Origin of the sequence: Kribbella antibiotica, assembly GCF_004349055.1 — a bacterium.
GTDB classification, from domain to species: Bacteria; Actinomycetota; Actinomycetes; order Propionibacteriales; family Kribbellaceae; genus Kribbella; species Kribbella antibiotica.
On sequence record NZ_SMKX01000028.1, the window covers coordinates 67,032 to 78,949 of the forward strand.

General features: G+C 66.4%; 11 protein-coding genes. All 11 read left to right on the top strand.

Going from position 1 to position 11,918, the window contains the following annotated elements; all coding sequences use genetic code 11:
* The first annotated feature begins 11 nt into the window (after window positions 1-11).
* The 11 genes from E1263_RS12625 to E1263_RS12675 all read left to right on the top strand — a co-directional run bounded on the left by E1263_RS12625 (window position 12) and on the right by E1263_RS12675 (window position 11,612).
* Window positions 12-1,313: an MFS transporter gene (locus E1263_RS12625; RefSeq protein WP_132167442.1), complete on the top strand. Its 1,302-nt coding sequence runs from the start codon at window positions 12-14 to the stop codon at window positions 1,311-1,313.
* Window positions 1,314-1,330: 17 nt separating this feature from the next.
* The gene (locus E1263_RS12630; protein WP_132167443.1) at window positions 1,331-3,088 is read left to right on the top strand and encodes a helix-turn-helix domain-containing protein; all 1,758 of its coding nucleotides are present in this window, start codon (window positions 1,331-1,333) and stop codon (window positions 3,086-3,088) included.
* A 247-nt stretch (window positions 3,089-3,335) separates the two neighbouring features.
* Window positions 3,336-3,713, top strand: a complete 378-nt coding sequence (locus E1263_RS12635) for a type II secretion system protein (RefSeq protein WP_132167444.1) — start codon at window positions 3,336-3,338, stop codon at window positions 3,711-3,713.
* 81 nt (window positions 3,714-3,794) lie between these two features.
* Window positions 3,795-4,883, top strand: coding sequence for a type IV pilus twitching motility protein PilT (locus tag E1263_RS12640; RefSeq protein WP_132167445.1), 1,089 nt, complete (start codon window positions 3,795-3,797; stop codon window positions 4,881-4,883).
* Window positions 4,880-6,088 carry a GspE/PulE family protein gene (locus tag E1263_RS12645; RefSeq protein WP_132167446.1) on the top strand — a complete coding sequence of 403 codons (1,209 nt, stop codon included), beginning with the start codon at window positions 4,880-4,882 and terminating at the stop codon, window positions 6,086-6,088. The genes E1263_RS12640 and E1263_RS12645 overlap by 4 nt, the downstream gene beginning before the upstream one ends.
* Window positions 6,085-7,290 (top strand): type II secretion system F family protein, encoded by a 1,206-nt coding sequence (locus E1263_RS12650; protein ID WP_132167447.1) that lies wholly within the window; start codon window positions 6,085-6,087, stop codon window positions 7,288-7,290. Before E1263_RS12645 ends, E1263_RS12650 begins: the two co-directional genes overlap by 4 nt.
* Window positions 7,290-7,724 (top strand): type II secretion system protein, encoded by a 435-nt coding sequence (locus E1263_RS12655; RefSeq protein ID WP_132167448.1) that lies wholly within the window; start codon window positions 7,290-7,292, stop codon window positions 7,722-7,724. The genes E1263_RS12650 and E1263_RS12655 overlap by 1 nt, the downstream gene beginning before the upstream one ends.
* A complete protein-coding gene (locus E1263_RS12660) occupies window positions 7,721-8,338 on the top strand; it encodes a PulJ/GspJ family protein (protein WP_132167449.1) in 618 nt (205 codons plus the stop codon). The genes E1263_RS12655 and E1263_RS12660 overlap by 4 nt, the downstream gene beginning before the upstream one ends.
* Window positions 8,335-10,224: a hypothetical protein gene (locus E1263_RS12665; protein ID WP_132167450.1), complete on the top strand. Its 1,890-nt coding sequence runs from the start codon at window positions 8,335-8,337 to the stop codon at window positions 10,222-10,224. Before E1263_RS12660 ends, E1263_RS12665 begins: the two co-directional genes overlap by 4 nt.
* 83 nt (window positions 10,225-10,307) lie before the next feature.
* Complete coding sequence (locus E1263_RS12670; protein WP_132167451.1) at window positions 10,308-10,949, top strand: response regulator transcription factor; 642 nt, start codon at window positions 10,308-10,310, stop codon at window positions 10,947-10,949.
* Window positions 10,950-10,967: 18 nt separating this feature from the next.
* Window positions 10,968-11,612: a hypothetical protein gene (locus tag E1263_RS12675; RefSeq protein ID WP_132167452.1), complete on the top strand. Its 645-nt coding sequence runs from the start codon at window positions 10,968-10,970 to the stop codon at window positions 11,610-11,612.
* The last annotated feature ends 306 nt before the right edge of the window (window positions 11,613-11,918 follow it).

An 11,918-nucleotide genomic window follows, 5' to 3' on the forward strand; every position in this document is an offset into this window, starting at 1 on the left:
GAGGTCTCTCCATGACAGCACCAGACCCTGTTCGCACCAAGCCGTCGATCGTCCGCGTGGTGGGTGCGAGCCTCGTCGGTACGACCGTCGAGTGGTACGACTTCTTCCTGTACGGCGTCGCAGCGTCGGTCGTGTTCGGCGATCTGTTCTTCCCGAAGGGCGAACAGCTGACCGGGACACTCCTGAGCTTCGCCACCTTCGCAGTCGGCTTCTTTGCCCGTCCGATCGGCGGCGTGGTGTTCGGGCACTTCGGCGACCGACTGGGCCGTAAGAACCTGCTGGTGCTGTCCCTGCTGATGATGGGGGTGGCCACGTTCGCCATCGGCCTGCTGCCGACCTATGCGCAGGTTGGAGCGCTCGCTCCGATCCTGCTCACCGTGCTGCGGCTCATCCAGGGCTTCGCGCTCGGTGGTGAGTGGGGAGGCGCCGTACTGATTGTGTCGGAGCATGGTGATCCGGCACGACGAGGCTTCTGGGCGTCCTGGCCGCAGGCGGGCGCTCCGGCCGGACAGCTGATCGCGAACGGCGTACTGGCTGGGCTGGCGGCTTTTCAATCAGAAGCCGCGTTCAACGCGTGGGGCTGGCGGATTCCGTTCCTGCTGTCCGCAGTGCTGGTGCTGGTCGGGCTGTGGGTGCGGCTGAAGATCGAGGAGTCGCCTGTCTTCAAGGAGGCGCGTACCCGGCAGGAGCCATCCGATCGGATGCCGCTGGTCGAGGTGCTCACGCGCTACCCGCGGGAGGTGCTGACCGCGATGGGTGCACGGATGGCGGAGAACGTCAGCTACTACATCTTCACGATCGTCATTGCGACCTATGCGAAGGAGCATCTGGGCCTGGGGAAGTCCTTTGCCCTCAACGCCGTTCTGATCGCCGCAGCGATTCACTTCTGCGCCATCCCGCTCTGGGGTGCACTGTCGGACCGCATCGGCCGCAAGCCGGTCTATCTGATCGGTGCGGTCGGAGTGGGCATCTGGGCCTTCGTCTTCATCGCACTGGTCGACACGAAGAACTTCGGGCTGGCCACGCTGGCCGTGACGGTCGGACTGGTGCTGCACGGCGCCATGTACGGCCCGCAGGCAGCGTTCTTCACCGAGCTGTTCGGGACCCGCGTGCGCTACTCAGGTGTGTCCGTCGGCTACCAGTTGGCGTCGATCATCGCCGGTGGCCTCGCGCCGTTCATCGCCATCGCCCTGCTGAAGGCCTACGACTCCGGCTACGCGATCTCGGTCTACGTCGCGATCTGTGCGGTGATCTCGATTCTCGCGGTCACCCTGTACTCCGAAACCAGCAAGCGGGACCTGACTGAGCTGTAGGTGGCATCATCGCGAGGATGAGGGAGCTGCTGCGGCTACTGGCGGAGGACGCGTCCGGTAGTGAGCTGGCCCGGGTGGCAGGGGAGGATGCGGTCGCCCGGGACCTCGCTCTGCGCATCCGGGCCGGTATCGACGCCAGCAAGAAGCGTGAGGCCGAGCTGACCGCACTGGTGGAGGTAGCTCGCGAACTGGCCTCGGCCAGCGACCCGAGCGGCGTACTGGACACCATCGTGCACCGGGCGCGCACGCTGATCGGTGCGGACGTCTCATACCTGACTCTGTACGACGAGTCGCGCGCCGACACGTATATGCGCGCGACCGATGGCTCGCTGTCCGCTGCGTTCCAGCAGCTCAGGGTGCCACTCGGCGCGGGACTGGGTGGGCTGGTCGCCTCCACCCGTCGGCCGTACTGGACGACCGACTATCCGTCGGACCAGCGTTTCAATCACACCAATCCGATTGACCACGCCGTCGGAGACGAGGGTCTGGTCGCCATCTGCGGCACGCCGCTGCTCGTGGACGACGCTTTCGTGGGCGTGCTGTTCGCATCGAACCGGACCGCGCGCCCGTTCAGCCGGGAAGAGGTGCTGCTGCTCGGATCGCTGGCAGCCCTGGCCGCAGTCACCATAGTGCAGGTGCGTGCGGCCGCTGAGACCGCAGCGGCTCTCGACGCGCTCTCCTTGGCCCATGCCGGCGTTGAGCACGCAGCAGCAGCGCACGATCGGTTCGCCGACCTCGTGCTGTCGGGCGGCGATGTGGATGCGGTTGCTGCCGCGCTGGCCGAGTTACTCGGAGTCTGGGTCGTCCTGGTCGATGCTGTCGGCAACGAACTCGCATCCGCCGGCCGAGTTCCCCGTACGGCGGTGCCGTGGCGGGAGTCGTCTTCCGGCCGACTGACCCGGGCTGCCGGGTGCTGGGTGGTCGCGGCCACCGCCAAGGGCGAGCGGCTCGGGGCACTGGTGATCGGCGGAGTCGACGACCTGTCCGGCGCCGACCAACGCATCGTCGAACGCGCAGCAGTGGTGACGGCGCTCGTGCTGTTGTTCCGCCGCCAGGCCGCAGAACAGTCGCAGCGAGCACAGGCCGATCTGCTGACCGATGTGCTCAGCGGGAGCGGCGATATGCGAGCGCTGACCGAACGACTCCGATTGCTGGCGCCCGGGCGCGTGCACGACCAGTTCGTGGTGGCGGTCTGCCGGGGCGACCACAGCGCCGTACGGGCTCGGCTGTCAGCTCCACTTGAGGACAAGCTAGTGCTATCCGGTCCGTACGGCGGGGACTTGGTGCTCCTGCTCGCTCAGACCGATGCTGTGCGGGAGCTCTCCGAGGTGGCTCGCCGTGCTGCGGTCACCATTGCGGTCGTCGGCCCGGTCGGTTGGGGAGACGCTCTCGTCGACGCGCACCGGCAGGCGACGCGGTTGGTGACAACGATGGTTCGACTCGGCCGGTGCAACGAAGCTGCGACGCCGGATGACCTGGGTGTCGTGGGACTGGTCGGTGCGTCGGAGGTCGACGTACAGGTTCATGTTCTGCACGTCCTCGGCGCAGTGCTCGAGTACGACGCGCAGCGGGGGACCGATCTGGTCGGCACACTGCACGCCTACTTCGCAGCTGGGCAGAGCCCGACTAGAGCAGCTACTGAGCTGCACATCCATCCCAACACCGTCCAGCAGCGACTGGAGCGAGTGGGCGCTCTGCTCGGCTCCGACTGGCAGTCGCCGGAGCGCAGCCTGAACATCCAGGTCGCACTCCGGCTCCACCAAGCGCTCCAGTGATAGTTCGCAGGCCCTGTCGGTCATTTGGCTGACACCTGTCGGCCGGGTGGTGACCGGCGTCGGGCGTTCACCCGCTGTGACACAGGTCCCTGAGCGATCAGGCTGTGACCGGCAGCAGTGACATCCGGGGGGATGAGAGCCGGGCTCAGCTGGATTTACAGGGGTCGAGCTGAGTCGGGTCGTCGCGCTGTCGCGCCTGGTAGACCCCGTCTCCGTCGCCTGCGGAGCATCTGTGAAGGAAGCACCAATGAACCACCGCCTTCGGGCCGTCCTCGCACGCATCCATCGCCCTGACCGGACTCGTAGCCAGTCCGGATTCACCCTGATCGAGCTGCTCGTCGTCATCGTCATCCTGGGCGTCCTGTCCGGGATCGTCGTTTTCGCCGTCTCCGGCATCCAGGACCGCGGGAACGCCGCCGCGTGCAAGACCGACAAGAAGAGCGTCGAGGTCGCCGTCGAGGCGTACTTCGCCAAGAACGGTGCGTACCCGCCGGCAGGCGACCCCGGCTGGCTGGAGCTGACCTCGGGGGTCAACCAGCTGCTGCGCGGCCGTCCGACCGGCTCCGGCTACACCATTGGATTGGGCATCAACGGCAGCGTCACAGCCACCGGCGCCTGCACCTGAGCTCCCCCCAAGAGGTGGACCGGTTCTGAGGAGGGCCGGTCCACCTCCAGGCCGTCATGCCGTTCATGCCGAAGGGACCTCATGCGCATCCCCTTGCCCGGTAGCCGGGTCGACCTGTTGCTCGAAGAACTCTGGAACGCCGGTGGTACCGATCTGCTCCTCACCGTCGGCATGGCACCGCAGCTCCGCATCCACGGTGTCCTGCGGCCGGTGGCCGACCGGACACCACTCACCCGGCGAGACACCGACGACATGCTCGCCGAGATCCTCAATCCCCACCGCTCGAACGTCTGGCAGACGACGTACGAGCACGACTTCTCGTTCTCGTGGCGGGACAACGCCCGGATCCGCGCGAACGCCTTCACCCAGCGCGGGGACACTGCGGTCGCGCTGCGGGTCATTCCGCGCAGCATCCCGACCATGTCGGAGCTAGGACTGCCGCCTGTACTCGGCACGTTCGTCCGCTCGCTTCAGGGCCTCGTGCTGGTCACTGGGCCCACTGGCTCAGGGAAGTCGACCACGCTGGCGTCGATCATCCATCAGATCAACACCGAGCGGGCCTGCCACATCATCACCATCGAGGACCCGATCGAGTACGTGCACGAGCACCGCAAGTCGGCGGTGAACCAACGGGAGGTCGGCAGCGACACAGCGTCGTTCCCGGACGCGCTGCGGGCCGCACTACGCGAGGACCCCGACGTACTGCTGGTGGGGGAGATGCGGGACCTGGAGTCGATCAGGTTCGCGCTCACCATCGCAGAGACAGGCCATCTGGTCTTTGCGACCCTGCACACCAACGACACCGCACAGTCACTCGCGCGGATCATCGACGTCTTCCCGCCGGAGCAGCAGTCCCAGGTGCGTGTGCAACTGGCCGCCGCACTGAGTGGTGTGGTCCACCAACGACTCGTACCGCGCACCGGCGGCGGACTGGTCGCAGCGTTCGAGGTCATGGTCGCCAACGCCGGTATCCGCAACCTGATCAAGGAGGGCAAGACGCATCAGCTGCGCAATGCGCTCGTCACTGGCCGGCGCGAAGGGATGATCACGCTGGAGCAGTCGCTGTCAGCACTGGTGCAGGCCGGTGACATCACGCCGGAGGACGCGTATGCGCGGAGCTCGCATCCCAAGGAGATCGAGATCCGGCCGCGCACGAAGGCCGTCTCGTGAAGCACAGTGGAGAGCGTCCCGCAGCGCAGGAAGACGTGTCTGTGGTGCAGGTCGTGCAGCGCATCATCAATGAGGGCTTGCGGGAGCGCGCATCGGACATCCACCTCGAGCCACACGACGATGTCGTCCGCGTGCGGCTCCGCGTCGACGGTGCGTTACGTGAGCTCGTCGAACTGCCCGGTGCAATCGGGCCGGGGCTGGTCAGCCGGATCAAGGTGCTGGCCGACCTGGACATCATCGAGCGCCGGCGTTCCCAGGACGGTCAGATCCGGATGAAGGTGGCCGACCGTGACGTCGACATCCGCGTCTCCACTGCGGCCGTGGTCGGTGGCGAGAAGGTGGTGCTGCGGCTGCTCGACAAGAGCCGCGCGCTGCTTGAGCTGGAACAGCTGGGCATGTCACCGGAGCTGACCGAGCGCTACTCCGCGCTGCTGCATGCGCCGTACGGGATGGTCATGTGCGCAGGGCCGACCGGAAGTGGCAAGACCACCACGCTGTACGGGTCGCTCGGCGAGATCGACAGCCCGGAACGCAACGTGATGACGATCGAGGACCCGGTCGAGTACAGCTACGCATCCGTCAACCAGATCCAGATCAACGAGGCGGCCGGGATCACCTTCGCGACCGGACTGCGCGCGATCCTGCGGCAGGACCCCGATGTGATCCTGGTGGGCGAGATCCGGGACTCCGAGACGGCGCGGATCGCCGTACAGGCTGCGTTGACCGGGCATCTGGTGTTGTCTTCGGTGCACGCCACCGACACCGCGACCGCACTGCATCGCTTGCTGGACATGGGGATCGAGAACTTCCTGGTTGCCTCGTCGGTGAGCGCAGTGATCGCGCAGCGGCTGATCCGCAAGGTCTGCGAGAGCTGTCGCTCGTACTACGAACCTCCCGCTGCCGAGGTGGCATTTCTGCAGAGCTCGGGAATCGACGTGCCGCAGCGTGGGCTAGTCCGTGGCACTGGCTGCACGTTCTGTTCGCAGACCGGTTACCACGAGCGGACCGGTGTGTATGAGCTGCTGCCGGTGACCGATCCGATCCGAGAGCTCGTGGTAGATCGCGCACCGCTGGCGGAGGTACGCAAGGTCGCCAGCTACGAAGGCATGCGCACGCTGCAGGAAGAGGGCGCTCGGCTGGCGGCAACAGGGGTCACGACTGTCGCTGAGGTACTCCGCTCGATCTACACGGTAGGGATGCGATGACCAGGTACGCGTACGTCGCGGTCGAGGCCGACGGAAGCACCAAGCGCGGTACGACGCGTGCCGAGAGCCGTGAGGACGCAGAGCTGGCCCTTTACGAGCGGGAGCTCCGCAATATCCGGCTGACCGAGAAGCCCAGCCTGCTGAAGTTGGAGATCACCGCTCGCCGAGTGAAACGGGAGGAGGTCATGCATCTGACCAGGCAGCTCGGGGCCTTCGTTGCTGCGGGACTGCCGCTGACGGAGTCGGTGCACAGCCTGGCGCGTGAGGCTGAGAACTCCACCGTGCGCCGGATGATGCTGGAGGTCGAGGATGGACTGCGAGATGGCGAGCGGCTGTCGGACTGCTTCGACCGGCACCCGCGGATCTTTCCGGAGTTCTATCGCGGCATCCTGCGTTCTGCGGAGCTGACCGGCCGCCTCGACACCGTGCTCGCTCAGCTCGCACGCTACCTGGAGCGCGACCTCGAAGCGCGTCGGCGGATCAAGCAGGCAACCATCTATCCAGCAGTCGTGGCAGCGATGTCGGTGGTCACTCTGATCGTGCTGGCCGGCTTTGTGCTGCCACGCTTCCGTACGTTCTTCGACAGCCTCGGTGCGACGCTGCCGCTGCCCACCCGCATCCTGCTCGGCATCACCAACTTCCTGAGCAGTTGGTGGTGGGCGCTGATGATCGGCGCCGGCATCCTCATCCTGGCGCTCCTCTACGCAACCAGTACGACGGCCGGTCGCTACCTGCGCGATCGGATCGTGCTCGCGCTGCCAGTGATCGGCCCGACCGTCCAGTACGCGCTGGTCGAGCGGTTCTGCCGGATCTTGTCGTCCATGGTCAGTGCTGGCGTCCAACTGCCGCAGGCGTTGCGCGTTGCGACCGGATCGCTGCCCAACCGGGTCTACCGGCGGTCTCTCGGCCGCGTGATGGAGTCAATGCTGCAGGGTGAGGGCCTGGCTCGGCCGCTGGCTGCCAGTGGGCTCTTCCCCGCAACGGCTGCGCAGATGCTGCGCGTGGGCGAGGACACCGGCACACTCGACGCCCAGCTCGAGGTCACCGCGCAGTACTACGAGGGGGAGCTCGACTACAAGCTGAAGAAGCTGATCGGGCTGTTCGAGCCGGCGGTGATCCTGGTCATGGGCGGAGTGGTCGGCTTTGTGGCCATCGCGCTGGTGTCGGCGATGTACGGCATCTTCCAGCAGGTGCAGGGCTGATGCGAGAACGGGGTGAGAGCCTGCTGGAGCTGGTCGTCGCTATCGCGCTGATGGGTGTAGCGATCGTCGCAGTGATGGCCGGACTGACGACAACCGTGCTGATGTCGGATATCCAGCGCAAGGAGGCGACTGCGGTCTCGACGGTTCGCAACTACGCCGAGGCGCTGCAAAGCTACGTTGCCAATGGCCACTACGTCTCGTGCGCCACGACGTACGCCGTACCGGGCTTTGCTGTGCCGGAGGGGTTCACAGCGAAGGTGGTCAGCGGTTCTGTCCAGTACTGGACCGGTGCGTTGTGGCTGCCGCTGTGTCTGCCGGACCGTGGGCTGCAGCGGGTGCGAGTGTCCGTGGCGAGTACGGACGGGCGTGCAGGGCAGACACTGGACGTCATACTGCGGAAGCCTTGCCGGGTTGAGGATCCACCGTGCACATGAAGCGGACCGAGCGTGGTTTCACGCTGGTCGAGCTTGTGATCACCATGACGTTGATGGGAGTCGTGACGCTGGCTCTCGCGGACCTGGTGACCACAGCGCTCCGGCAGATCAGTGCGACCTCCGACCGGATGGATATGGCTCAGGACGAGCAGTTGGGAGCGACGTACTTCGCACGTGATGTCGCGGCGGTGGGGCTGCGCGACTACGGCACAGTCGGGGTGGGCGGCGCGCAGCCGTTCAAACAGTCGGTGCAACTAGCCGCGCCTTTTACTGCAGGCGGAGTCACCTGCGGGCCGCTGCCCGATGCAGCCGTCCGGCTGCTGTCAGATCACTGGGACACCTCGGTCATTCCGGCTGTTCGGCGTACCGCGGTGGTTGCGTACTACCTTCAGGGAGGTGAACTGCACCGGGCGAGCTGCGTTGGCCCCGGCACGGCGCCCGCGTCTGATGTTCGAGTAGCAGCGAACATCAAGCCGGGCAGCCTGACGGTGAGCTGCTCAACCGTCTGTACGTCGACCTCCGTCCCGCTCGGCGTCACGCTGCGCTTCGTGCTGTCGAAGCCGGCCGCGGGTGAGTACCCGGTCGTGCTGAGTGGACTGCGGAGACAGTCGTGAGACGGCGGGACGAGCGCGGGTCCTCGTTGCTGCTGGTCCTGGTGGTGATCACGGTGATCGCCACCGCGCTGTCTGCACTGTTGTCTCGCGCTGACACCGCACAGCGGGTGTCGAAGAGCCTCCGCGACCAGACTGTCGCGTCGTACGCCGCTGACGGAGCCATGGAGGCGGCGATCAACAACCTGCGCAACAGCTCCTACAACGGAGAGTCCGGACAGAAGTGCTTCGGGCTGTCCGACTCGTTGTCGCTGGTGCTGTTCAACGGACTGGACTCAGCAGCGGTGACGTGCCGGCCGGACCCGAAGCAGGTGGTGATCAACTGTTGTAATCGGCCGGCCAACGCGGTGCTGGCGCTCGGGCAGATCCCGGGGGAGAGCGGTGTGGTGGTCGACCAGCCCGCAGACTCCACGCTGCAGGTCCATGGCAATGTCGTCTCCAACTCGCCGCTGTCTGTGGCCGGAAAGTTCGATCCGAGTGGCTTGCTGACCCTGAACAGCGGCGCTCGTGATCCGGAGTACCCGACGATCACGACGGCGCCTCCGCATCAGTCCCTGCCTGGCTGCAGCGCGCCCAATGCGGTTGTCACCTTCCTGCCCGGCTACTACGACGACGCTGTCGGGCTGTCCGAGCTCATGCGGAGCGACAGTCCTTGCCGGGGCAGCACCTGGTGGTTCAAGCCCGGCACGTACTACTTCGACTTCCACAACAGTGAGAACCCGTTGCTGGACGGCGGCTCACACGCCTGGACGATCGACAGCGGCACTTTGGTTGGCGGCACACGGACCGGTACGACGTTCCCAGGTGCGTGCGCGAGTCCGCTGGATGGTGCGGCCGACGGCGTCCGGTTCGTGTTCGGCGGTGACAGCCGCCTGGTGATCAAGGGCGGCAAAGCGGAACTGTGTGGCACCTACTCCGCGAGTCAGCCGCCGATCGCCGTACAGGGGCTGACCAGTGGGGCTGCGGAGGTCACCGCTCAGGAGCGTCGGCCGACCACGGTGTCGCTGCTGAGCAAGTTCGGCTTGAGTGCGACTCCTGCGCGGCTGTCTACGGTCGACGGGGTTGCGGCTAGCTGGAAGAGCAGTGTGGCCGGTGACAGCGCTCCACTCACGCTGGGTGGCTACAACCAGGGCAGTGCGATTCCACCGGGCTCGGTGCTGGAGTCGGCCGCGCTGAAGATCTCCCACCGCCACAGCGACCCCGGTACGACGGATCGGCTGGACCTGTCCGTCGATGTCGGCGCCGGTGCACCGATCGCCGCGACAATCACTGGCGGTCCGGGCGGAACGGCGTACCGGACTGAGAGTGTTCCACTCGACCCGGAGCGAACAGGTGCACTGGCTCAGGCCGTGTACGACGGGAGCTTCGACAGCGCGAGTGTGTCGCTGACAACGCGGCTGGCAGCGAAGGACGACACCGAGGACATCGATGCGGTGCGGTTGGAGCTCCGCTACACCGCACCGGCGTTGCGCGCGGCAGACGGGTGCGTCACTGCGGGGCCGTATCCCAGTAATACAAGCGCTTGTGCCGTAATCGAAGCCTCTGGGCGCCTTTTCGTGCAGGGCACGGTCGATGTGCCGAAAGGTGTTCTCGATTTGTCGATTGCTCCGGGTATACCGCCGACGGTGTCAGGTGGTGTTGTGGTTCGTGCACTGCACCTCGCTGCGACGGGAAGGTTGTCGGGAGTGGCGATTGCTCGGCCGGATGATTCTCCGGGCTTCACCTTCGGCGTCCAGCTGACGGCGTACATCTGTCCGGGCGCCCTGCTGTGTGCCGCGAGTGGCAAGCCCGCACTGCAGGCACGGATCGGTCTGGTCGATGCAGACCCGGCCCATCCGGATGCAGGCCGCCGTGCGGTGACCGTCCTCGGTTGGTGGCGCGCCGGCTGATGGTGTCGTGTCGAGTCACACCGCGTGCTCCGGCCTCTATCGCTACGGCATCACGCTGCGTAGTTTGGTCGGCGGGGGGAACCATGAACGAGTTGGTCAAGGTCGTCGTTATCGACGGTCACACACTGGTCCGCTACGGCCTGATCGGCCTCGTGGGCACCGAGCCGGACCTGGAGGTCATTGGAGACAGCGGCCGGCGCGCAGAGGTGTTCGGAATGGTCCTGTCCGAGCGCCCCAACGTCGTCGTCCTCGACGTCTCACCACCCGACCTTGCCGGACTGCGGGTTGCCCGCGACCTCCGGCACCAGTACGCCGAGCTTGGCATTGTCCTGCTCGCTCCAGAAGGTCAGGACGACCTCCTGTTCTCGGCACTTGAGTCAGGCGTCTCCGCCTTCGTCGCGAAGAGCGCACCGACCGATGAGATCCTCGCCGCGATCCGCCACGCCGCTGTGGCTCCCACCTCTTTCACCGCGACCGGCCTCGGCCCAGCAATGTCCCGCCGCGACCACTCCACCACGCAGACACTCCTAAGCCCCCGCGAAGCCCAAGTCCTCGACCTGCTCGGCCAGGGCCTCTCAGTGCGCGACATCGCGGTGGCTCTTTCGGTCAGCATCTCTACCGCCAAGACCTACGTAGCGCGCCTGTACGAGAAGCTCGAAGTCTCCAACCGAGCCCAAGCCATCATGACCGCCCTGCAACGCGGACTGCTGGCCCCCAAAGTGTGACCGCTACGCTCTACGACCATGGCGACCAGCCGCTCCACCTCCTCCAGTGACCGCCGCGTGGTTGTCCTGGTCGTCCCCGCCACCCCCACCTGGGCCCCGCCAGGCCGCACTCCCGCCGCTTGGCACCACGCCCTCACCGAAGACACCTACGAACTCCTGGCCGACCTGGCTCAGGTAGACGTAGCAGTCGCGGTAGCCACTGACCTTCCGGACGATGACTCTGCGGTGGCCGCGATTCGGGACCTGACCTGGCCTGGTACGCCGGTCTATGCGGTGCCGGGGGACAACGCCGTGCTGCGGGCGATCGAGCTCGCCGGCCCTGCAGCCGCGGTTGTGGCGGTCAGCTTCGACGTACCGGACCTTCCGGGGCTGCTGATCGGCAAGCTGTTTCGCGCACTCGGCTCGGCGGATCTCGCCGTGACGCCGGCGACCGACGGTTCACTGGCTGCGATCGGGGTGAACCTTCCGATCGCTTCCTGGGTTCAGGATGCGGCGCCGATTTTCGACACCACACTCGCGGAGCTCGAGGCGCTGAAGCCTCGCCGGCATGCACTCGCCGTCGGCCCCGGATGGCACCGAATGCGATCGGCTGCTGACATAGCGCAACTGGATCCGGGCCTTGAGGGCTGGGAAGCGACAAGATCTCAACTTCGTCGTCCGTGACCCGTCACCTTCGCCGCGATGGCTCGTTCACCATGCAGCGAGGGCTTCGGGGGGAGGCCACAGCACCGACTGCCGATCCCGTTCAGGGGCGGTGATCGACAACCGGTGCCGACTCGCCGCGACAAGCCCGCTCGGGGGAGCGGGCCCGCATCCGAGGCCACCCCTGAGTTGCCGAGGATGCAGTGGGCACGGGGAACAAGCGGGGGGATCCACGGGGGATCGCAGTACACACGGGGATCGCAACACCAGCGGGGGGAAACGCACTACCGCCAGGTGGGGGGAACGCAGTACAGCGGGGGAATCACG

Bases quoted from the DNA above. Each gene is read 5' to 3' on its own strand.
- E1263_RS12625 (WP_132167442.1), top strand. From the start codon at position 12: ATGACAGCACCAGACCCTGTTCGCACCAAGCCGTCGATCGTCCGCGTG.
- E1263_RS12630 (WP_132167443.1), top strand. From the start codon at position 1,331: ATGAGGGAGCTGCTGCGGCTACTGGCGGAGGACGCGTCCGGTAGTGAG.
- E1263_RS12635 (WP_132167444.1), top strand. From the start codon at position 3,336: ATGAACCACCGCCTTCGGGCCGTCCTCGCACGCATCCATCGCCCTGAC.
- E1263_RS12640 (WP_132167445.1), top strand. From the start codon at position 3,795: ATGCGCATCCCCTTGCCCGGTAGCCGGGTCGACCTGTTGCTCGAAGAA.
- E1263_RS12650 (WP_132167447.1), top strand. From the start codon at position 6,085: ATGACCAGGTACGCGTACGTCGCGGTCGAGGCCGACGGAAGCACCAAG.
- E1263_RS12655 (WP_132167448.1), top strand. From the start codon at position 7,290: ATGCGAGAACGGGGTGAGAGCCTGCTGGAGCTGGTCGTCGCTATCGCG.
- E1263_RS12660 (WP_132167449.1), top strand. From the start codon at position 7,721: ATGAAGCGGACCGAGCGTGGTTTCACGCTGGTCGAGCTTGTGATCACC.
- E1263_RS12670 (WP_132167451.1), top strand. From the start codon at position 10,308: ATGAACGAGTTGGTCAAGGTCGTCGTTATCGACGGTCACACACTGGTC.
- E1263_RS12675 (WP_132167452.1), top strand. From the start codon at position 10,968: ATGGCGACCAGCCGCTCCACCTCCTCCAGTGACCGCCGCGTGGTTGTC.